At 40.0% G+C, this 23,684-nt stretch carries 18 protein-coding genes; 11 read left to right on the forward strand and 7 right to left on the reverse strand.

The annotated features are described in order from the left end of the window. Window positions 1-2 precede the first annotated feature (2 nt). Together BGC7_RS02025 and BGC7_RS02030 are read right to left on the reverse strand one after the other, a co-directional pair. The gene (locus BGC7_RS02025; RefSeq protein WP_050699894.1) at window positions 3-764 is read right to left on the reverse strand and encodes a TIGR03915 family putative DNA repair protein; all 762 of its coding nucleotides are present in this window, start codon (window positions 762-764) and stop codon (window positions 3-5) included. After that, entirely contained in the window at window positions 761-2,026 is a 1,266-nt protein-coding gene (locus BGC7_RS02030) for a putative DNA modification/repair radical SAM protein (protein ID WP_050699895.1), read from the reverse strand. Before BGC7_RS02030 ends, BGC7_RS02025 begins: the two co-directional genes overlap by 4 nt. Window positions 2,027-2,220: 194 nt before the next feature. Here BGC7_RS02030 and BGC7_RS02035 point away from each other — a divergent pair, with 194 nt between their 5' ends. From BGC7_RS02035 to BGC7_RS02055, 5 genes are all read left to right on the forward strand, one after another. Then, window positions 2,221-3,060 carry a BadF/BadG/BcrA/BcrD ATPase family protein gene (locus BGC7_RS02035; RefSeq protein ID WP_050699896.1) on the forward strand — a complete coding sequence of 280 codons (840 nt, stop codon included), beginning with the start codon at window positions 2,221-2,223 and terminating at the stop codon, window positions 3,058-3,060. A 16-nt stretch (window positions 3,061-3,076) separates the two neighbouring features. Further along, window positions 3,077-3,901, forward strand: a complete 825-nt coding sequence (murQ, locus tag BGC7_RS02040; RefSeq protein WP_050699897.1) for an N-acetylmuramic acid 6-phosphate etherase — start codon at window positions 3,077-3,079, stop codon at window positions 3,899-3,901. A 107-nt stretch (window positions 3,902-4,008) separates the two neighbouring features. Next, window positions 4,009-5,298 carry a 3-keto-disaccharide hydrolase gene (locus tag BGC7_RS02045; protein WP_050700016.1) on the forward strand — a complete coding sequence of 430 codons (1,290 nt, stop codon included), beginning with the start codon at window positions 4,009-4,011 and terminating at the stop codon, window positions 5,296-5,298. A 177-nt stretch (window positions 5,299-5,475) separates the two neighbouring features. Then, complete coding sequence (locus BGC7_RS02050) at window positions 5,476-5,931, forward strand: Fur family transcriptional regulator (RefSeq protein ID WP_050699898.1); 456 nt, start codon at window positions 5,476-5,478, stop codon at window positions 5,929-5,931. Next, window positions 5,882-7,351: a catalase gene (locus tag BGC7_RS02055; RefSeq protein WP_185112937.1), complete on the forward strand. Its 1,470-nt coding sequence runs from the start codon at window positions 5,882-5,884 to the stop codon at window positions 7,349-7,351. The genes BGC7_RS02050 and BGC7_RS02055 overlap by 50 nt, the downstream gene beginning before the upstream one ends. A gap of 82 nt (window positions 7,352-7,433) precedes the next feature. Here the strand turns inward: BGC7_RS02055 and BGC7_RS02060 are convergent, their stop codons facing one another. Both BGC7_RS02060 and BGC7_RS02065 read right to left on the reverse strand, forming a co-directional pair. Beyond that, window positions 7,434-8,987 (reverse strand): flotillin family protein, encoded by a 1,554-nt coding sequence (locus BGC7_RS02060; RefSeq protein WP_185112938.1) that lies wholly within the window; start codon window positions 8,985-8,987, stop codon window positions 7,434-7,436. Between the two features lie 36 nt (window positions 8,988-9,023). Then, window positions 9,024-9,599 (reverse strand): NfeD family protein, encoded by a 576-nt coding sequence (locus tag BGC7_RS02065; protein ID WP_050699900.1) that lies wholly within the window; start codon window positions 9,597-9,599, stop codon window positions 9,024-9,026. A 331-nt stretch (window positions 9,600-9,930) separates the two neighbouring features. On the opposite strand from BGC7_RS02065, the gene pheT reads away from it, so the two are divergent. The 5 genes from pheT to BGC7_RS02090 all read left to right on the forward strand — a co-directional run bounded on the left by pheT (window position 9,931) and on the right by BGC7_RS02090 (window position 15,692). Beyond that, complete coding sequence (pheT, locus tag BGC7_RS02070) at window positions 9,931-12,396, forward strand: phenylalanine--tRNA ligase subunit beta (RefSeq protein WP_050699901.1); 2,466 nt, start codon at window positions 9,931-9,933, stop codon at window positions 12,394-12,396. 117 nt (window positions 12,397-12,513) lie between these two features. Then, window positions 12,514-13,008, forward strand: a complete 495-nt coding sequence (locus BGC7_RS02075; protein ID WP_050699902.1) for a hypothetical protein — start codon at window positions 12,514-12,516, stop codon at window positions 13,006-13,008. A 113-nt stretch (window positions 13,009-13,121) separates the two neighbouring features. Further along, window positions 13,122-13,847, forward strand: a complete 726-nt coding sequence (locus tag BGC7_RS02080) for a YebC/PmpR family DNA-binding transcriptional regulator (protein WP_050699903.1) — start codon at window positions 13,122-13,124, stop codon at window positions 13,845-13,847. Window positions 13,848-13,938: 91 nt separating this feature from the next. Continuing rightward, entirely contained in the window at window positions 13,939-14,325 is a 387-nt protein-coding gene (locus tag BGC7_RS02085; protein ID WP_157258622.1) for a hypothetical protein, read from the forward strand. A 110-nt stretch (window positions 14,326-14,435) separates the two neighbouring features. Beyond that, complete coding sequence (locus BGC7_RS02090) at window positions 14,436-15,692, forward strand: type IX secretion system plug protein (RefSeq protein WP_087880033.1); 1,257 nt, start codon at window positions 14,436-14,438, stop codon at window positions 15,690-15,692. Window position 15,693: 1 nt separating this feature from the next. Here the strand turns inward: BGC7_RS02090 and BGC7_RS02095 are convergent, their stop codons facing one another. The 3 genes from BGC7_RS02095 to BGC7_RS02105 all read right to left on the reverse strand — a co-directional run bounded on the left by BGC7_RS02095 (window position 15,694) and on the right by BGC7_RS02105 (window position 22,865). Then, window positions 15,694-16,872, reverse strand: coding sequence for a class I SAM-dependent methyltransferase (locus tag BGC7_RS02095; protein WP_087880034.1), 1,179 nt, complete (start codon window positions 16,870-16,872; stop codon window positions 15,694-15,696). Beyond that, window positions 16,869-21,296, reverse strand: coding sequence for a translocation/assembly module TamB domain-containing protein (locus tag BGC7_RS02100; protein ID WP_050699906.1), 4,428 nt, complete (start codon window positions 21,294-21,296; stop codon window positions 16,869-16,871). The genes BGC7_RS02095 and BGC7_RS02100 overlap by 4 nt, the downstream gene beginning before the upstream one ends. A 303-nt stretch (window positions 21,297-21,599) precedes the next feature. Then, complete coding sequence (locus tag BGC7_RS02105; protein WP_050699907.1) at window positions 21,600-22,865, reverse strand: cation:proton antiporter; 1,266 nt, start codon at window positions 22,863-22,865, stop codon at window positions 21,600-21,602. Window positions 22,866-23,051: 186 nt separating this feature from the next. Here BGC7_RS02105 and recR point away from each other — a divergent pair, with 186 nt between their 5' ends. Beyond that, window positions 23,052-23,675, forward strand: a complete 624-nt coding sequence (gene recR / locus BGC7_RS02110) for a recombination mediator RecR (RefSeq protein ID WP_050699908.1) — start codon at window positions 23,052-23,054, stop codon at window positions 23,673-23,675. Window positions 23,676-23,684 lie beyond the last annotated feature (9 nt).

The raw sequence follows: 23,684 nt of genomic DNA on the forward strand, positions 1-23,684 counted from the left end.
ATCTACTGTTTTTCGGTAAGGTATTTCCAAAACCGCTTAGGCATATGCTGGCGTTGTAGTTTCAGGTTGATACGTTCCTTTATAGTCATCGATTTGAAATAACCTTTCCATAGTTCCTGAAACATTTTTTCGTCTTCAGCCATCAGATTCTCGTCAAGTTTGCCGCCGAGTAGATGCTCATCACTGTCGAGAGTCATTTCTACCATCGTGTGCAGATCATAGTAATATCCGTACCTGCGTTTTATATCATATATTACCCACTTCTGATCGGCAAAACGATCTTTGAAATGCTCAATAGCTATAGGCAAAGCATTGTAGCGTGGCGAAACAGGCGAGAAGAAAATATCATCGGCCGCTTTCTGAAAACGTACAAATTGCCTCAGATATTGAGCCTCATGTGCCACACGTTTTGCCAGTTGATGAAGTTTCAGTACATCATCGTCAGCAAAGTTTGTTTCTATCGAGATTTTACTGTCTATCGTTTTGCGAATATACCGAAACAACAACTCATCACTCCCCTCCTCTTCCGACAGCCAAGCATAAGACAACATATTGCAAGCAAGTTTACTCATCTTTTTCTCCAAAGCTGCCCATACTCGTGCCGATCTGTCTTCTTGTGTAATAACAGTGTAACTCTCCTGCATAAACAATGGCGGAATGTCTTCCTCTCCCAGCAATTTGTCGGGAAATACTTTACGGCTATATGCGTCGAATACGGCTGTAAGCAGACCTTCGAATGTTTTATCGTAGAAGAAAACTATCATCTATCGGGGAAGATAATGGACAACTGCCTGTCGTCAACCTTTTTCTTTTTAGGCTCGGTCAGTATTTTGCGTACATATTCGGGAGTGGCCTCATTGACAGTGTACATAGGCAATTCGTTGCAAGTGATAAAGTACTGAGCTTTTTTCATTACCACTCCTATTTTCTTGAGATGCGAGGCATTGAGTCGTCCGTGCCTGCGTGAGGTTACAATAAATTGTGCCGACTTAACTCCTATGCCCGGTACCCGCAATATCATCGCATAATCGGCCTTATTGATGTCGACCGGAAAACTCTCAGGGTGGCGCAATGCCCACGATAATTTCGGATCTATCTCCAGATCGAGATCGGGGTACGAATCATCTACAATTTCATCGGCACGGTACTGATAGAAACGCATCAGCCAGTCTGCCTGATACAAGCGGTTTTCGCGTACCAAAGGTGCTTGCTTAAGAACAGGCAAACGCTTGTCGTAACTGTTTACAGGTATAAAACCCGAGTAATATACTCTGCGCATCTGCGTTTGCTGATAGAGAATAGACGAAACCCGAAGTATATCTTTATCACGCTCGTTGGTCGCTCCCACTATCATTTGTGTGCTTTGTCCTGCCGGCACAAAGCGGGGAGCTTTCTTAAACTTGCGGCGATCTTCTATACTTTGCATCATACCCTGCTGTATATATCGCATAGGCTTGTACACACTTCTGTGGTCTTTTTCGGGTGCAAGGAGCTTGAGATTAGCCTCAGTTGGTATTTCCAGATTCACACTCATACGATCGGCATATAGTCCGGCTTCGTTTACCAGTTCCTGACTACAACCCGGAATACTTTTCATATGTATGTAGCCGTTGAAACGATGGACTGTACGCAAATCTTTTACGACTCTCACCATACGCTCCATAGTATAGTCCGGATTGTTTATCACACCCGAGCTAAGGAAAAGCCCTTCTATATAGTTGCGCCGATAAAATTCGATAGTGAGATCTACCAACTCTTGTACCGTAAATGTAGCTCGCCGAATATCGTTACTACGGCGATTGATACAATAAGCACAATCGTATATACAGAAATTGGTGAGCATAATTTTAAGGAGCGAAACACAACGTCCGTCTTCCGTAAAACTATGGCAGATACCCATTCCACCCACAGTATTGCCAAGCTCTCCGGCCTTGCCTTTGCGGATAGTTCCACTGGAGGAACAGGAAACATCGTACTTTGCCGATTCAGCCAGTGTTTTGAGTTTTTCGAGCACAATTTCGTTCATACTATTACAAAGAAAGACATTTCCACCGATAGTCTAAAACAAAATATATTAAAAGAAGTATTCTTGTTGAAAACTCAACACAACAAACCATATAAACCTAATAATCAAACAAATGAAAGCTAAATTAAATTATAGATTGCCAGAAATCACAACTTTTATTTACATTTGTATTTCGATCATATCAATTACAATTTATGATACTTATTGCAGATGGTGGTGCGACGAAGGTGGAATGGAGCCTTGCACACAGAGGGAAGGAGATAAAACGCGTTTTTACCAAAGGTGCAAGCCCTTATTTTAGTACAAAAGAAGAAATAAGCAGCGAGATAAAGAATGTGCTCTTGCCTCAGCTAGAAGAGTATAAGATAGATGGTGTATATTTCTTTGGAGCCGGATGCAACTCTGCGCAAAAAAATAGAGTGATAGAAGACGCAATTAAAGAAAACATCGATACCCAAACGATAGAAATACAGAGTGACTTGTTTGGTGCGGCTAGAGGGCTGTGCGGAAATCAAGAAGGTATTGCCTGCATTCTGGGTACAGGTTCCAATTCGTGCCATTACAACGGTAAGGAGATAGCAGACCACATACAGTCGCTAGGCTATATATTAGGCGATGAGGGCAGTGGCGCAGTTTTGGGACGAATGTTTATAAATATATGCTTAAAGAATTTACTGCCTCAGCATATTAAAGAAGAGTTTCTGACAGAATACGGACTGGACACAATACTTATCCTCGACAAAGTGTACAGGCAACCTATGGCAAACCGTTTTCTGGCAAGCCTTTCTCCTTTCATTTTGCGGCATGCCGATGACGCAACCGTCCACAGCCTTATTACTCAAACATTCAAAGAGTTTTTCACTAAGAACGTGATGCAATATAAGTATGATTACACAAATAGGCCTGTACACTTTACAGGATCTGTCGCATACTATTATCGGGAAATACTTGCCCGGACAGCTAAAGATCTCAATATTTGTATAGGACAAATAACCCGTTCGCCTATGGACGGACTTATTACCTATTATTCGTAAAAATAAAGTATAGATTATGACATTTATAAAAATAACAGAACAAGCCTCTTTATATAATAATTTGGAAGACAAGCCTATATCCGAAATACTTACCGATATAAACAACGAGGATAAGAAAGTAGCTTTGGCTGTAGAAATGGCTATACCTCAGATAGAAAAGTTAGTCTCACAGATCGTTCCACGTATGCAGCAAGGCGGACGTATCTTCTATTTGGGTGCAGGCACAAGTGGGCGTCTGGGGGTATTGGACGCTTCGGAAATACCACCCACATTCGGTATGCCCGACACGTTGGTAATCGGTTTGATAGCCGGAGGAGAAAAAGCCCTGCGCAACCCTGTAGAGAAAGCTGAGGATAACATGACCGCCGGATGGGAAGAACTGGAAGCGCATAATGTGAATAGCAAAGATACGGTGATAGGTATCGCTGCTTCGGGTACTACACCCTATGTGATTGGAGCATTGCGCGAAGCACGTAAAAAAGGCATACTTACAGCCTCTATTTCGAGCAACCCAGACTCCCCCATAGCACAAGAAGCCGAAATAGCCATCGAAATGATTGTAGGCCCGGAATATGTAACAGGCAGCTCGCGCATGAAGTCGGGCACAGGACAGAAGATGATTCTGAATATGATAACCACCTCTGTGATGATAAAACTAGGGCGGGTAAAAGGAAACAGAATGGTAAACATGCAATTGTCGAATGCAAAGCTGGTAGACAGAGGTACTCGTATGATTGTCGACGAACTGGGTTTGGAATATACACAAGCCGAACGGCTGTTACTGCTTCACGGCTCGGTAAAAAAAGCAATCGAAACTTATAAAAAAGAAAATAAAACGTAATTGTGCAAAATAATACTAAAACTATAAAAAATTATAACAAGCTCTTTCGTAAGGGCTTTTTTTCTATCTTTACGAAAGAGTTTTTTATTTATAAACCTAAAATCAATATGAAATTAATCACTAAAAATTTTACGGCAAAAGGATTGCTGGTATCCGGCCTTATTCTGGCAGCATCCTTAACTTCTTGCGGTGGTGAAAAACAAAATGCCCTAACCGAACAGGAAAAAGCAGAAGGCTGGCAATTACTATTTGACGGAACAACAATGACAGGTTGGCGCGACTACAACGGTACATCTCTTACCGAACCCTGGCACGTAGTAGATGGTTGCATACAAGCCAAGGGAGACGGCAGCGATTCTAACGGATATATTGTTACGGACAAGGAATATGAGAACTTCGAACTTTCGTGGGATTGGAAACTGTCGAAAGGTGGCAATAGCGGTATGCTTTACCATGTTGTAGAACGTCCTCAATATAAAGTTCCATACGTAACAGGCCCCGAATATCAGCTGATAGACGAGCCTAACTTCCCTGAGCCGCTGGAGCCTTGGCAACGACTGGGTGTAGACTATGCAATGTACTTACCGGATACTACCAAAATGAAAGTAAATCCGCAAGGTGAATGGAACAACTCGAAAATAGTATTCGACAACGGACATGTAGAGCATTGGCTCAATGGTGTAAAGATTCTGGAATTTGAAGCATGGACAGATGACTGGTACGCAAGAAAGCATAGCGGTAAATGGACAAATGCTCCTGAATATGGTTTAGCAAAAAAAGGAGTTCTTTGTTTGCAAGATCATGGCTATCCTGCATCTTTCCGCAATATAAAGGTAAAAGAGCTTCCGCGCAAAAACAGCGAAATCAGCCTGTTTAACGGAACAGACCTTCACGGATGGGATGTTTACGGAACAGAAAAATGGTATGTAAAAGACGGACTGCTGATTTGTGAAAGCGGACCAGACAAAAAATATGGCTATCTAGCCACACGTGAATACTATAACGACTTCGACCTTACAGTAGAATTTAAGCAAGAAGCCGATGGTAATTCAGGAGTATTTATCCGCTCGTTTATCGAAGAAGACGTTAAAGTTAACGGATGGCAGGTAGAAGTTGCTCCAAAAGGACATGGCACAGGCGGCATATATGAGTCGTACGGACGTGGATGGCTGATAGAAGTACCGAAAGAAAAAGAAGAGTTTCTGAAAGTAGGAGACTGGAATACTATGCGTATTTTGGTTCAGGGCAATAAAGTTACCACATGGCTCAATGGCAATCAGATGGTAGAGCTAGATGACGAACAAATAGGTAAAGGACAAGGACGCATAGCTTTGCAAATCCATGATGGGGGAGGCATTAAAGTTTTATGGCGCAACCTTAATCTGAAAACACTATAATAATTTAGAATTCCATTATAAACAAAGAGGTTACCAACGATTATTGGTAACCTCTTTGTTTATATATAAATCACTGCTTACTTTTTTACACTCTCTTACATTATAAAATATTTTAAATGCGAATAATTTGCATTTGAGAGTAATTTGTATTTACTTTATAGAAAATATAAGAGACAGATGGACGTAACCAACATAATAAAGAATGCCGGACTAAAAATAACTCCACAACGTAGAATCGTTTATGAGGTAATGACAAAATTAGGGCATGGTACAATAGATGAAGTAATATCGGAAGTACAAAAACAAAATCCTAACATTACAATATCTACAGTCTACCGTATATTAGACTCTTTTTGCGAAGTAAAATTATTATCCCGAGTCAACCACCCTAACGGTAAGTGTTATATAGATATAACACCATCAGATCATCACCACATATTTACAGACGAAGAGTTGATAGACTACACAGACCCGGAACTAACCGAATTAATCAAGAGGTATTTGGACGAGAAACTATGTAAGAAATTAGATATTGATAAAATATCTGTACAAATAATTGCAAACCTAAAAAAATCGAATGATCATGGAAAAGAAGAAGAAAATGACAACAGCTTCGGGACGTCCTGTAGCTGACAATCAAAATGTTCAGACAGCCGGTCAGAGAGGTCCTGTCCTCTTGCAGGATCCCTGGTATTTAGAAAAGCTTGCACACTTCGATCGCGAAGTAATACCTGAACGGCGTATGCATGCTAAAGGATCGGGAGCATACGGTACATTCACCGTAACCCACGACATCACAAGGTTTACCCGTGCTTCTATATTTGCAGAAGTGGGTAAAAAGACAGAATGCTTCTTACGCTTTTCAACCGTAGCGGGAGAACGGGGTGCTGCCGATGCAGAACGCGATATACGAGGTTTTGCCATGAAATTTTATACTGATGCCGGCAACTGGGATCTTGTAGGCAATAATACGCCTGTATTCTTTTTGCGCGACCCTCTGAAATTTCCTGACTTAAACCATGTTGTAAAACGAGATCCTCGTACCAATCTGCACAGTGCAAACAGTAATTGGGATTTTTGGACTCTTTTGCCGGAAGCGCTCCATCAAGTTACCATAACAATGAGTGATCGGGGAATACCATATTCTTATCGCCATATGCACGGATTCGGAAGCCATACATTTAGCTTTATCAATAAAGATAATGTAAGAACTTGGGTAAAGTTCCATCTTAAAACATTGCAGGGGATCAAAAATCTGACCGATGAAGAATCCGCAGCCATTATAGCCAAAGACAGAGAATCGCACCAACGGGATTTATATTATGCCATAGAGAACGGAGACTATCCTCGCTGGGAATTCAAAATACAGGTTATGACCGAAGAGCAAGCCGACAATTATAGAATCAATCCTTTCGACCTCACAAAGGTATGGTCTCATAAAGAATTCCCTCTGATCGATGTCGGTATATTAGAACTCAACAGAAATCCTGAGAACTATTTTGCAGAAGTAGAACAATCTGCTTTCAATCCGATGAACGTGGTTGATGGCATTGGTTTTTCTCCCGACAAAATGTTGCAAGGACGTTTGTTCTCGTACAGAGATGCACAAAACTATCGGTTGGGAGTAAATCATTCTCAAATTCCGGTAAACCAACCCCGCTGTCCTTTCCACTCCTATCATCGAGACGGAGCAATGCGTGTAGATGGCAATCATGGTTCTACACTCGGGTATGAACCAAACAGCTATGGAGAATGGCAGGACAACCCTGAGCTGAAAGAGCCACCGTTGAAGATACATGGCGATGCTTTCAACTACAACGAAAGAGAGTACGACGATGACTACTACAGTCAACCGGGAGATTTATTCCGCCTGATGTCATCACAGCAACAACAAGTTCTTTTCAAAAACACAGCCGCAAATATGGGCGACTCGGAACTGTTTATAAAGCAGCGTCATGTAAGAAACTGCTACAAGGCTGATCCTGCTTACGGAAAAGGTGTTGCCGATGCACTAGGGATTTCACTCGAAGATGCGTTAAAGTCGACAAGATGACAATAGAATAGTCAGAATAGTGTAAAAAAAAGAGGATACCCACAATGGATATCCTCTTTTCTATTTATAGACTTCAGGCTATTTACTTAGCCTTTTTGTCGTCTTCTTTTTTATTGTCAGCCAAAGGTATAGTTATATTATTATCTTTTTCGGCCTCGCCTTTAAGGAAAGAAGGAAGGTTCATTCCTGCCATGTTGAACAAGTCGTTCAATGGAGGAACAGACTTCATCAGTCCCGACACAAAATTGGCTGTAGTAGTATTACCATTTGCAGCACCGCCTGCCGAATCCCATACTGTAACCTTATCAATTTTGATATTTTTGATTGCTTCCACCTGAGTTTTCACCAGTTCAGGAAGTTTCTCTATCAATAGTAATTGATATGCAGCTACAGGATCACCATTTGCAGCATTAACCACTCCTTTGTAACCATCAGCCTGTTTAGATAGTATTTCGAACAAACCACGGGCCTCTGCATCCATTTTTGCAAATATTGCATCAGCTTCCCCTCGGGCTTGCTCTCTCATGCGCTCGGCTACAGCCTGAGCTTCGATAATTACTTTTTGCTTTTCTATTTCGGCAGGTACAACCACGTTTGCTATCTGAGTAGAACGTTCTCTTTCAGAACGGGCAAGCTCGGCTTTTTGCTCTGCCTGATATGCTTCTTCGAGAGCTTTTGCCTGTTGCACTTTTTCTGCTGCAACAGCTATACGAGCTGCTTCCGCTTCTTTCTCACGGCGAAGAGCATCTGATCCTGCAATTTCGATTTTTGCACCATTCTCTCCTTTTACGGCTATGGCGTTGGCTTCGGCAGTCTTCACACGGGTATCTCTGCTTGCTTCCGCCTTACCGATAGATTCGTCACGGAAAGCTCCGGCTATGCTTACTTCTTTATCCTTTTGGGCTATGGCTACCTGCACATCACGATCACGATGAGTTTCTGCAATTCTCACATCACGATCTCTGTCGGCAGATGCTTTACCTGTTTCCCCCATTTTTTCTTGTTCGGCAACACTAACTTTGGCTTCGTTGATCGCCTTTGCAGCCGCTTCTTTACCTAAAGCATCGATATATCCAGACTCATCGTTGATATCCGTTACGTTTACGTTTATCAGTTTCAAGCCAATTTTACGAAGTTCTGTATCAACGTTTTTCGCGATATTATCTAAGAATTTGTCACGGTCAGAGTTGATCTCTTCAATCATCATAGTAGCAATAACCAGACGCAACTGTCCGAACAATATATCATTAGCCACTTCTTTTATTTGTGCTGTAGTAAGTCCAAGAAGTCTTTCTGCCGCATTGTTCATGTTCTCTTTCTCGGTAGAAATCGCAATAGTAAAGCGACAAGGAACATCGACACGGATATTTTGTTTACTCAACGCACTTGTCAGATTGGCCTCGATAGATATCGGTTTCAGATCAAGATATGCATAATCCTGAACTACCGGCCAAATGAATGCGCCACCACCATGTATACACTTGGCAGATGCACCTCCGGTTCGTCCATATACTACCAAAATTTTGTCTGACGGGCATCGTTTGTATCTCGACGTCATGGCCAAGACTACGACGATTACCACTACGACAAGAACCACGACAATTGTAGCTCCTCCTCCTAATAATCCTTCAATCATAGTTTTAATTTAAATTTATGTAAGACAATTAATTTTTTATTCATTTATCGGAGCAACGACCAATATACCGCCTTCTACAGCCTGTATTTTGACCAAAGTTCCACTTTTCAAATCTTTGTCGCCTGCTGTCATTGCAGGAAGCTCGTGAGTAGAGCCTTTTACACTAACAAAGATTTTACCTTTCCCCGCTTTAGATGCAGGAATATTCATATACACATCGGCAGTCTTGCCAACAGTATCTTCTATATCGAATGTATTATCTTCCGAAAGCCTCATCAATATCCTCATCAGAAAGAAAAAGACTGCAATAAACAATAATCCAACCAGAAGGGCAACTATTCCCAAAAAGACTTTATTACTGATCACAGGATACAATGATGCTCCTGTCCAGCCAAATCCGAGTAAGAAATTGATGAGATTCCTCAACGAAAATAACTGAAAAGGATGATCTCCTCCATCCAGATTACCATCAAAATCAGCATCGACTCCCGTATCGGTATCGGCACCGATAAAAGTCATAATAGTCTGTATGATGAAAATGACACTTGCACCAATGGCTATATACCAATAAAATTGCTGCCCGCTGTCCATACTTTCGAAAAACTCTTTCATGATAGTATTTTGTTAGTTTATAAATATCATATTATATTTCTGGGTTTGCCTATACAAAAATAAGTTTTTTTTCCATTTGACCAAATGTTTATTTGCATACAACACGATTTATTTTTCACTTTCACAATATTTATAATTTGTAAAAATACTTGATAGGGAATAGACTTGTCTCTACCCTCTAATTGCGAATAACCACGAGGTGTCCTTAATAGATACAGACTCTAAATATTATCGCCTACTTAAATATCTTACAGCAGATAAGACTTAACTCGCAACTATTTTGTATTTTTGACGAACTTTTTCTGGAAAAATATAAAACATATAATATAAAATGAATATTTCTTACAATTGGTTGAAAGAATACCTTGATTTTGACTTAACACCGCAAGAAACATCCGATGCTCTTACTTCGTTAGGACTGGAGACAGGAGGCGTAGAAGAAGTAGAAACAATAAAAGGAGGGCTCGAAGGGCTCGTTATCGGGGAAGTACTCACTTGTACAGATCATCCCGACTCAGACCATCTGCACATCACTACTGTAAATGTAGGTGAAGGCGAGCCGCTTCAGATTGTATGCGGAGCGCCAAACGTAGCAGCCGGACAAAAAGTTGTTGTTGCTCTTGTAGGTACTAAGTTATATTCAGGAGAAGAATCTTTCACCATAAAGAGATCGAAGATAAGAGGAACAGAATCTTTTGGGATGATATGTGCCGAAGATGAAATCGGACTCAGTACAAATCATGCCGGCATCATAGTGTTACCATCCGAAGCCAGAGTGGGTACACCTGCCAAAGAATATTACAATGTAAAGAGCGAATATATACTCGAAGTAGACATTACGCCCAACCGCATAGACGGAGCATCTCACTTCGGTGTGGCAAGAGACCTTGCTGCCTACCTGAAACAAAATAATCTGAAAGGAACCTTAACTCTGCCATCGGTAGAGAAATTTAAGATAGACGAACCGGCCGGAGGCGTAAAAGTTAAAGTAGAAAATACAGAGGCTTGTCCACGATATGCAGGAGTAACCATAAAAGGAGTAAAAGTAGCAGAAAGCCCCGAATGGCTTAAGAATAAGCTTACTCTCATAGGCTTGCGCCCGATCAATAATATAGTAGATATAACAAACTTTGTTCTACACGGACTAGGGCATCCGCTTCACGCATTCGACGTAGCACAAATTGCAGGAGGTGAGGTCGTAGTGAAAACTCTGCCCGAAGGTACTAAATTCGTTACCCTCGATGAGCAAGAACGCACCCTTAGCAACAGAGACCTTATGATATGCAACACCCAAGAGGGAATGTGTATAGGAGGTGTATTCGGTGGACTAAAATCGGGAGTAACAGAGTCTACCACAGAAGTATTCCTTGAATGTGCCTACTTCAACCCTACATGGGTTCGCAAGACTGCCCGCCGTCATGGATTGAACACCGATTCTTCGTTCCGCTTCGAGCGAGGTTGCGATCCTAACGACACGCTTTATGTGTTAAAGTACACTGCATTGCTCATACAAGAGTTAGCCGGAGGAAAAATAACAGGCGAAATAGAAGACGTATATCCCAACAAAATAGAGAAGCCGATAGTAGAGCTTACTTACAACAAGGTAAACACCCTTATAGGAAAAGAAATAGAACCTGCTGTAGTAAAATCTATACTTGCCAGCCTCGAAGTTGAAATAGTAAAAGAAACCGCCGAAGGTTTGACACTGGCTATACCTACATACCGTGTAGACGTTTTGCGCGATGTGGATGTAATAGAAGATATCCTTCGTGTATACGGGTACAACAATATAGAAATAGGCGAAGTGGTGAAATCGAACTTATCTTACGAAACACCGACCGATAAGAGCTACGATTTGCAGAACCTGATTTCGGAGCAGCTTACAGGGGGCGGATTCAATGAGATATTTAACAATTCGCTTACCAAAGAATCATATTATACCGATTCGCAAATATATCCTATTGCCAACTGCGTGCACCTTATCAATCCCCTCAGCACAGATCTCAGCGTTATGCGTCAGACACTGCTGTATGGCGGGCTGGAAAGTATTGCTTATAACCGTAATCGACAGAATTCGGATATCCGTTTCTACGAGTTTGGTAATTGCTATTTCTTCGATGCCGACAAAAAGGTTGAAGGAGAAACCCTTAAAGAATATAGCGAAGAGCTTCACTTAGGGCTTTGGCTTAGCGGAAACAGCGTGGACAACAGTTGGGCTGCTGCTGACGAGAAATCGACAGTATTTCAGTTGAAAGCCCATGTAGAAAATATACTCACACGTCTGGGTATTTCAGCAGCCAGATATGAATATACACAGTTCTCGGACGAAATATTCAGTACTGCCATCGAAATCGGCGCCAAAGGAAAAGGCAAACGCCTCGGAGTACTTGGTATCGTAAGCAAGAAAACACTTAAATCGCAAGATATCAATGCAGAGGTATTTTTCGCAGAGCTCAACTGGGATGCTTTGATGAAAGAAATAAAGAAGCATACGATTACTTACAGCGAAATTTCTAAATTCCCTGCGGTAAAACGCGATTTAGCTCTATTGCTAGATAAAAACATATTGTTCGACCAGATAGAAAAGATTGCCTACAAAGCCGAACGTAAGCTTCTTAAAGAAGTTACGCTTTTCGATGTGTATGAAGGAAAGAATCTTCCGGAAAGCAAAAAATCATATGCTGTCAACTTCATACTTCAAGATGAAGAAAAAACACTCAACGACAAGCAGATAGATGGAGTAATGCAGAAGATACAGCAATCGCTCGAAAAAGAACTGGGCGCACAGTTGCGTTAACTGTGTTTCAAATCAGATAAAGAATGCAGAAACAGATACCATTTGTTTCTGCATTTGTTCTTTATATTATATATTTTTGTACAAATCTATAATTTACGCACACTATAAAAAACAAGAATGAAAAGACTTCTTCCTTTCGAAAACGTTACTTACAAAACAGAACTGTCGCCAACAGAAATTGCAAATCAGTTACGATCCAGTACCCAATACACAACCTTAGGAAAGAGTATTAGTGAAAAAGGTTTCACGATAAAGCGTATTATCAATTATAGAAATTCTTTTCTGCCTATAGTAACAGGTACTATCACCGAAGAGGAAAAGGAAAAGGAAAAGGAAAACGAAACGACAGTAAACGTGAAAATGAAGATGAACATTCTTGTAATCATTTTTATGACTTTTTGGTTTGCTATGGTATTTCTCGCTTGTTTTGCTACGATAGCAATCTCCTATTCTTCCGGATTCGAAGTTTTTTATTTAATTCCTTTCGGCATGCTGATATTCGGAGTTCTATTGGTAGTTGGCGGGTTTAAAGCCGAAAGCAGTAAGACAAAGAAAGATTTACAGAAAATATTGCAAGCTCAAATCGTTTCATGCAAAAAAGAAAGCTATTAAACTACTTCTATTTCTACTCCTATTTCTTGACGACACAATACTTCCTTATATGTAATATTTTTTATACTTTTGCGTAGCAAAAAATAAACTGATAAAAAATACAGACATATATTATGGGAAGAGCGTTTGAATACCGTAAAGCAACAAAGCTTAAACGTTGGGGAAATATGGCCCGTGTGTTTACTAAACTGGGACGGCAAATTACTATAGCGGCAAAAGAGGGAGGCCCTGAAGCCGATACCAACCCACGTCTTCGTGTACTTATACAGCAGGCTAAGAAAGAAAACATGCCTAAGGAAAATGTAGAACGTGCCATAAAAAAAGCCATATCTAAAGACGAAGCTGACTACAAAGAGATGAACTATGAAGGCTATGGCCCATATGGAATCGCTATTTTTGTAGAAACAGCTACCGACAACCCCACCCGTACAGTTGCTAATGTACGCAGTTACTTCAACAAGCATAACGGATCGCTGGGTACATCGGGAAGTCTGGAGTTCCTTTTCGACCATAAATGTGTATTTAAAATTTCGGCAAAAGAAGGTGTTTCGCTCGAAGATCTTGAACTTGAACTTATCGACTACGGTGTAGACGAAATGGATCAGGAAGGTGATGAGATAATACTATACGGTGAGTTTAAATCGTATTCGGAAATACAAAAATATCTCGAAGAAAATGGATTTGAGATACATAGTGCCGAGTTTGAGCGTATACCAAACGATATGAAAGAACTGACCAAAGAGCAACAGGAGCAAATACAAAAACTATTGGATAAGTTTGAGGACGACGACGATGTTCAGAACGTTTTCCACAATATGAAAGAAGATATAGAAGAATAAGATTCCGACAAAAGGACCTTACTATATAAATATTTGGTTACAGGAAGGTAATCTGACCTACTGTAACCATTTTACCTAAAAGACAAAAATCATGAAAGCTAAACTCCAATTTTATTTTCTGCTAATTTTCGCCATGTCTTCTTTTATCGTATCGTGTAGCAGCGATGATGATCAACCGGAAGTCACTGAGGCAGAAAAAGCAGCCTTCATTAAAGCAATCTCCGGTTACTGGGAATTGGAAGATGGAGAAGAATACAGTAGTATCGAATTTTTATCGAACGGAGGATATACCCTTCAAAGCAAAACCGAAGAGGTTGTCAAGACAGGTCAATATACTGTAAATTACAATCCTCGAAGAATCGTGCTTAGCAATGTAGGAGAAATGTCAGGCATAACTGTTACAGAAAAAGAGTTGAAGTTTAGTCTGAATTATTATAACTATAAGGGGAAACGTAAATCTACCAATCCTGCTTTATAATAGTCTTGCATAAAGAGCTCTTGTAGCCTCAACTATTTAGATATAAAACTGCATGGTGAAAGCCTTGCAGTTTTTTTATTACATTTGCCATATACTTAACTGATATTGATATGATGAAGATAAAGCTGCTCGTACTATTACTATCCATATCTGCTATGCTGTCGGCTCAGGCATACCGCACTACACCCATATCGTCCGACATGCACACGATACAGGTGAATGCTAATGGCAATCAGGGAACTACACCTGTTATAAAGCTAGGGGGAGGCGACTATATACATATATCGTTCGACCGCATCTCGGACAATTCGTTCGACAGGCTGAGATACAGGCTTGTGCACTGCGATGCTTTCTGGTGGAAGACTAAGACTATATCGGAAATAGATTACCTGAAGGGATTCAACGATAATTTTATCGACGATTATGCTCCTTCCATAAATACGACTGTAGAGTACACCCACTTCAATCTCGATATACCAAACAGGGATATGGACATAAAAATATCAGGAAATTACACTGTAGAAGTATATGAAGAAAATGCACCCGACAAGGTTCTGCTCACAGCATGTTTCTCGGTAATAGATCCATTGATTAGTATAGGATCTACCGTATCATCGAATACTGATATAGATTTCAATAAAAGTCATCAGCAATTATCTTTCACAGTGCATCATCAAGGGTTGAATATCCGCGATCCGCGTACAGAGCTGTTTGTTTTTGCACTGCAAAACAACAGGCTTGACAGCGAACGCAGCAAACTAATGCCTACCTATATCAACCCCGGAAAGCTGATTTACGAACACAATAAAGATCTGATATTTGAAGCGGGGAATGAATACCGCCGTTTCGAGACTTCCAGCTACAGGTACAATGGTATGAATGTGGCACATATAAAATACGTCCGTCCCGAATATGTAATGGAAATAGTAACCGACAAGGTGAGAGCCGGAAGGTCGTACAGCTACGATCAGGATCAGAACGGAAGAGTATATATACGCAGCAACGAAAGCGACTATGAGAATACCGAAGCCGATTATTTTACGACTAATTTTACACTGGCTATGGACGAACCTCTGAATAGGGATGTATATATAAACGGAAATTTTACATACAACACTTTTTCGGACAAATACAAGATGAAATATGACCTCAACGACCGCGTATATCGCCTGTCGCTACCTCTCAAGCAGGGATTGTACAATTATCAGTATCTGACCAGAGATGGCGATAAATTTTCCACAGCACAGACAGAAGGAAATTATTTCGAAACCGAAAATGAATATACAGTATATGTCTATTATCGGCCTTCGGGACAAAGATACGATAGCCTTATAGGTATACAGACAATACAGTCGAGAGAGAAGTAAATCACACTTTCCGACAAATAATCAACACTTTCTTTTCGTCCGATAGTGTGGTGGCAAATATATACATGTCTCCGCCATCCTTCAAGCCGGTTCTTTTTCTTATCTCATCCACCGAAAGAGGAAAGTTGCGCACAGTAATATTAGCTTGCTTCGTATCGGAAAGATATTCTTTTATCTCTCGCTTGTTGAGAGAGCAAATGTTTTCGACCTTGAACTTTCTGCCCGGAAAATCATCATACAAAATGTCTGATGTATATAAATGACTACTACTATGCAGTTTTTCGAGAGAGAATGCTTTTGCAATAGTTTTATATGCTCCCGCCTTCATTATGGAAGAATTTGGCTCGTACAGATAAGTGTTAAGATGCGAAGTGTAATCGACACAAACAGCGTCCTCCTCTTCTTTGTAAAAAGGGAAATGATCTATACCTGTTTTGGATAGATTTACACAATGAAACATAGTGCGTGAACACTCTTTTTGCATAATAAAAAGAAGTTCTTTAACTTCATTATTCACACTGACGATATGTATATCCGTTATATCTTTAAGCGTTTTCAGAGCCAGTGTAATATCGAGCATCGGTGACAATTTAATCATTGTCACATTACTTTTTTCTTTCAGCAATGGAGCTATCTCCACCACATTAGGAGTACAATCTTCAATGAAAACAGTTTTTCGTCCGGCTTTATCCCTACGGGCAGGATCGAGATAAATGAAATCGGAAAAAGGCATTCCCTTTAAATACTCTACACCATCTTCGTTTCGAACCGAAACATTAGTCGCACCCAATGTCTTGAAATTATGCTGGGCTATATCCGTCAGTTCTGTCTGAAGCTCTACATATGTTGCTTTTTCAAATTTCTGAGACAGAAAGAAAAAATCAATACCAAAACCTCCTGTAAGATCAGCCATAGAACCAGCCTTGGCACACAAAGATGATTTATATAGGGCTGTTTGCTCCGAAGAACTTTGCTCTAAAGACAAGTGAACAGGATAAATAATATCTTCGTTGGCATACCACGCAGGCACTTTATCTTTCATCACCTTTCGTCCAGCTATCTGGCGTATAGCCAGTTCCATATTTACAGTAGGATATTTGGCTGCCTGTAGAGCCAGTGAGTGAATATCGTCCGATTCATGTTCTCTTACGAAATCTTTTATAGAAGCGTCTAAAATCATTTCTTCCTCATTCTGATAAAGTTACTCAACGCACTACCTTTTTTTGTAGAATCGGGTTTAACAGGAACTACGGTGTCGATACGAGGCAAGATTCTTACCTTTCGTCCTCTGAACAGATCTTTAAGATCATCGAAATCTTTCTTATAAACGAGACCGATTCCCTGTGTATTAGGAGACTTATCAGATTGTGTATAATAATATTTCTCGTTGTAATGATTGTATGCCTTTATGCGCCATGTGCCGGCATTGTTAAGCAGATATTCTATATCTACATCCGTAACCATAGCCTCTTTATTTATATCAAGATTGTTACGATATCCGAAGTTTCCGTTTATAATCAACCTATCATTAAGTAGTTGACTAGACAGAATTAGTTCAGCTTCGGTGTAGGTCATTTCTGCATCGCTGTAGCGAATATTAGTACCCAGCTGCCACCTGTCGTCTATTTGGCTTACTATTTTAGTGAGCTGATTAGATAATGTTGCCGAAGCTACAGCAGCAAAGTCTGAAGTCTGAGTTCCCGGATTAGAGTAATTAGGTGCTTTAAATTTGGAAAGAATAAGTAAATAAGCAACTTGTTTATTTATCTCATCTTCCGTATTTATAAGGCTTTTCACTTGTCTTTCTACCTCAGGGTCTGCCGAAGGGAACTTTATATCGAGCCCTATATTCGGGTGTTTCAATGGCCCTGTCAAATTCAATACACAATTAACAGGAACTGTAGTCTGCCCGGTTTCCAAAGCTAACTGTTTGTCAAGATCACTAAGACTGGCATTTATTTTATATATCGCAGCTACATCCAGAATGGCTTCGAATGGATCGCCTCTGAATTGCACATTGCTTCCATCTTGTATTACAAAACGGCGCTCCATCAAACGCTGAAAAGTAAAGTTATAACTACCCCGTGCTATATTATATGTTCCATAGAGACGCGGGGAAGTTTTAGTGCTCCACGTAAATTGCATGGCTCCACTACCCGACCCTCTCAGCACATCTCCTCCTACAGGATCCATTATTATTTCCACAACTGCATCGGGAGTAGCATCTATATAAAAATTCATGTTTATTTCCATCCCCGACTCCGTCTTTATCGGAGGAGGATCGCTCGCAGCAACATTTACCGAATCTTTATTATTCTTCGATTTGTAATTGATGAACGAATAAGCGTTTACATACTCATCCATAAAGTTCATCCGTATGGCAGTCTTATCCTCCGTACGCATTCTTATATCAATATCGACAGCACTTTCATCGCCTGCAATAGTTCCGTTTCCACTACCAAACACCTTACCGTAAAACAATGGATTCTGCACTTGGGTAGCATTATACAATAGGAAATTCTCTGCTTTGAGATCTACAAGATACATGAAATCGTGGAAGAAATCGTGAGTAACCTTTCCACTTGCTTGCGCCCTGTTTCCGTACTGGTCGGTAAGGGTTATATCATTAAAGTATATGAGATCTTTTTTTAGATATACGGTATCACTAAACGAGTAACGCGTATTGAGGAAATTAATCCCCAAACTGGCATCCTTTATAAAGGCTTTACCCTCTACTGTAACATCCGAAAAATTACCAAAAAGATGTACATGTCCACTACCTCTGCCGGATATATTCTGAAATACAGATTCTGCATACTTATTGAGGAAACCTATATTGATACTATCAGCATCGAAGTTTATAGACAGGCTTTGTTTTACAGGATCCAAAACACCCTTCACCTTCGTCTCTTTATTTTCTTTACTCACTATCAACCCATCGAGACCAACTACATTGGTTTCATCATCCAACTCACTAAATATATCGAGATTGCCAAGCTCCGCACCATTAAATTTGAAGTCGGATATGTGCAGACGCGTATTTGCATATGGTTTATTCTCTATTGTAGACACAAACAGATTCCCTGTGGCAGCTCCACCAAACTGCAAAGCATCTATGGCTAATGTCTGAAAAATATATTCCAGATTGATATTCTTTAGCTCGGCTTTCAATATATCGTTGGAATTCTTTGGCGAGTATTTTCCATTGACCTTTATTTCCTGACTACCATTTTCGTTATACACCGAAAAATTATTGACCGCATAAGTTCCTCCTTTTATCTGAATGTGAGATTTATCCATCTTCCATACAGCATTATTAAGTAGAAGCTCGCTAGGTAATACATCTACATCTACCGACAGAGGTTCACCATCAGCTTTGGCAAATAATGTGGATATGGAAAAATCTCCTTTTGCCTTCTGTTGCCCTGTATTTACCAGAGAAATATTTGTATTTATAAGATTGTTGTCGATGGTCGACTTTATCACAATATCGTTCATCGTCTCTTTCTTTCCTATGATGAGGGCATTTATCTGCGACTCGATAATATTATCCGGATTTCTCAACAACACATATCCCGACTTGATATTCATTCCACCGGCTTTGATGGAAGGGGTGAATACCTCAACCTTAAATTTGTCCTGTATATTGTTGTAGAAACCGACAATCTTTGCAGGACTCAGTACCGTAACCGGCAAATTGAGTATGCTGCTCAGGCTTTCTGTATTGTTTATCTGCAAATTGAAATTGAGTACATTATTTTTATCCTCCGGATTCTTTTTTTCATTTTGTTTGATAAGAGCAGGCAGATAAGGATGTAACGTTTGCTGTACGCTGTTTATCATAGACGAAAACGAATACATTCCCTTTATATCTCCGTTGACGATATCTGAGGAAATTTTCAGGTCTTTATTGTCTTCACCTCCCGAGACTTCTACTAGAAGTTTATTCATCTGGAAAGATTTATCTTCTCTGATAAAATCTAAAGAGTCTATTCGTATATAACCCTCCGCATTGTCTATATTTTTACCTGTAAAATCGGCATCTATATTCAGCGAAATATAAGAGTGTTTTAAATTATCGGCCAAATTCAGATTATCGAGCTGCACATTTTTAACCTTCGCCTTAAAGATAAGTTCGGGATTGTCTTTGTCCGATAAGTCGAACAATCCATTAACAGTAAGTAAGCCATTAGGGTCTGTTACTGCCAACTTGCCGTCTACCCGCATGCCATCATAGTCTACATCGAGAGCTACATCTTTGTAAGTATAACCCTTGAAGTCGGTATCGTATATATTCCCCGCAGCAGTACCTTTTATCTTGCCATATTTCGGTTTTATAAGGTCTACCGATAAGTTTAAAGAAGTCTTGCCTAAATCTTTATTCCCTAGCATTTCGCCTAATTTAAAGCCTGAGGTATAAACCTTTCCTTTAACAAATGAGCTTATACCCTGACGAGGCTTGAAGCCAAACAGTACATCTGTTTTTATAATACCTAAATCAGTTTCGAGACTACCAAAAGCTGTTAACTGGTGCAAATAGCCCGAAATATCGCCTTCGAAAGAGATAGTACCCAATTTTTTTAGTTCTTGGGGCAAATGTATTTTATTCTTCGAAAGGTTATTTACTATACCTTCCACTTCATTGCTGCTCACTATTAGTTTGTCTACACTTCCCAATATATACATATTTTCAGGATCGCGAATATCCTTTATTTCAGTATTTGAAATCAGATGAAGCTTTTCTCCATAATCGAGAGTAAGATTGTTTATATTTAGGTTATCTACCGAACCGGAAATATTAGCACGAAACGAGACTACATCTTTAAAATATTGGAGAGATGGTGTGAATGCGGCAATATCTTTTGGGGCAATATAAGACTCCGCTATTCGGCAATCGAGGGTGGCATAGTCCAGTATTTTAGCTGTATCGCTACTTGGTGTAAGATCCAGCTCACACTTTTCGAGTTCGAGGTACGAAGAAGGCAGATTGAGTTCAAACCCTCTGACCGATACCTTTTTGCCTTGGGTAATAAGCCTGAACACCAGATCGGATATTTCCAGTCCACTTTGTTCCTTAAGGCTAATTTTCTTTACCTGAATATTTAGAGAGTCGGAAGCCAGAGATTTCAGAGCCAGTTTGGCATGTAGATCCGAAACATGAATATGATTAGGATCGAACAGGTTAACTTTATGCCCTTTATCTTTTACATCGTAGAAGAAATTACCGTTGACGATATTTATCGAATTTATCACAAAATTTATCGCCGATTTCGGCTTGTCATCTTTCGACTTGAATGCGTCAATAACATACTGAATATTCAACGGAGCATCGCTCGTCTCCTTCGACAAACGGACTTCGAAGTCGGAAAGCCATGCAGAAGTAACAGCAATTCGGCCATTAACCAAAGACAATAAATCTATTCCTGCCGAAAGCCTGTCTACCATCAATGCTCTTTCGCCCGACTGATCGTAAAGATATACACTGTCTAAACGAACAGTATTGAAAAGTTGAAAATGAAGTTTTCCTATTCCCAGTTCTGTTCCCAGTTTCAGCTTTAGTTCTTCTACTACACGCTCTTTTGCATACTCCTGAACAGCCGGCATATTTAACAGACCAAACAAGAGGGTAATCAATCCAACGATTACACCTAATATGGAAAGGAATATTTGTTTAAACCGTTTTATAGTTTTCCGTTTTTAAATAAAAGCAAATTTCGTTATCTGTATTCTTTATTCTCGACTTCCTATTGCTTTTATACAGCCAGTGGGACAATAATCTTACAGAGTGCAAAATTACCAAAAAAAAGCAGTTATTCCTTATCCCAAACAGGTTATCTCAATAGTTTATTTTACTATTAAGATTATTTATAGAAAATATGTAAATCTGCTACCCGAAACAAAAGATTATCATACATTTATGCGATGTGCCAACTTACTGATACTAAGCCCCTGCACAATAATAGAGAAAATAACCACGAAGTATGTGGCCGCTATAATGGCTTCTTTGTACGGGCCATTTGCTATAGATAAGGCAAGAGCAATTGACACACCACCACGAAGCCCGCCCCATACCAATATGGTAATTGTTCCCTTTGTAAATTTCTCATTGAACGGTATCAGCATTGTAGGAATGCGTATAGATATATATCTGGCAAACAGAACTACGACTATACAAGTTACACCCAATACCCAATAGTGCCCGATGTCGGGGATCAGCAATAGTTCGAATCCTATGAATAAGAAAAGAACAGCATTCAGTATTTCATCTATCAGCTCCCAGAATATCCCCAGATACCCTCTTTCTCCGGGAGTTTTACTCAATATCTTACGGCGCGAATCTCCTATTATCAGCCCTGCCGAAACCATAGTCAACGGACCTGATATCCCCATAGCCTGCGAAACGATATATCCGCCCATTACTATAGACAAGGTGATAAGCACCGATAATTTATAATTCTTGGCTGTTCGCATGGCATAGCTACCCAGTTGCCCCAGCAAAAGGCCGACAATAATACCTCCGGCAGTCTCTTTGACCAAAAGCCACGACACACTGAAAAATGTGAGATCGGCCATAGTCTCCTGCCCCATAGCAATATTGTATATGATACTGAATGTAACGACAGCAACCCCATCGTTGAACAGCGATTCGCCCGCCACCTTCGTTTCCAATGGTTTAGACACTTTTATTTCTTTCAGGATACCCAATGCGGCGACTGCATCGGTAGGAGAAATAAGTGCTCCAAACAGCAAGCAGTATATCAATGGCATCTTATGATGAATATGTATAAGAGGCAACAACAGGCCGAGAATGTAATAAAGAGCAAAACCAATAACAAATGTAGATATAATAACACTCAGAGAAGAAAATACGATAACAGGCAGCTTCTCTTCTTTCAGATCTTTCAGATTGATATTAATAGCACCGGCAAACAGCAGGAAGTTGAGCATACCACCCATCAGCATCTGTGTGAAATCTATATGGCTTATCAGCACCGACAAATCGTGCAGAGGACGAGTAGTTGTCAGCCTGCTCACGATAACGACTCCTAACGACACCAATATGGCAATCACCATAACACCGATGGTGGAAGGCAACTTCAGAAAACGAACATTTATGTACGAAAATACAGTAGCAATTATAATAAGTACGGAAAGCGAATAGTAAAAATCCATATATTAACTACAGAAGGTGATAACAGGCATCAAAATTACAAATATTTTCTCATTTATAAATCTCTCATTTATTCTAAAATCCGAATATTCCCAATTGGTTAAAATAGGTTTAAGAAGAAGATATTGCATCCGATACATTCAAAAAGTTACTATCTTTACGCACCTTTTTGGGGATAGAAACAGAATATGAATCAAAAATATCCATCAGTATTACTGGAAAATGCAGTAAACGAATTTGCCCGCCTGCCGGGTATCGGACGTAAAACTGCATTGAGGCTTATATTACATCTTTTGCGACAAGACGATACACTTGTTGATAGTTTTGCTCAGGCACTTGTTACACTCAAGCACGAAGTAAAATATTGCAGCGTATGCCACAATATATGTGATGACGAAGTGTGTCCTATCTGCAAAGACAAATCACGAGACAGATCGACCGTATGTGTTGTAGAAAACATAAAAGAAGTGATGGCCATAGAAAACACCATGCAATACAAAGGGCTGTATCATGTACTGGGAGGCATTATCTCTCCCATAGATGGCATAGGACCCGCCGATCTGGAAATAAACAGCTTGGTAGAACGAGTATCGCAAGGTAATATCAACGAGGTTATCCTAGCCCTTAGTACTACGATGGAAGGAGATACAACAAACTTTTATATATATAAAAAACTAGCTCCCTACGATGTTAAGACTTCAATGATTGCCCGTGGAATATCTATTGGCGACGAAATAGAATATGCCGATGAAGTCACTCTGGGAAGATCTATACTTAACAGAACCTTGTTTAATGAATCGTATCGTATCTGATTTCATTAC

The sequence above is a fragment of the Dysgonomonas sp. BGC7 genome, assembly GCF_001261735.1.
Classification (GTDB): domain Bacteria; phylum Bacteroidota; class Bacteroidia; order Bacteroidales; family Dysgonomonadaceae; genus Dysgonomonas.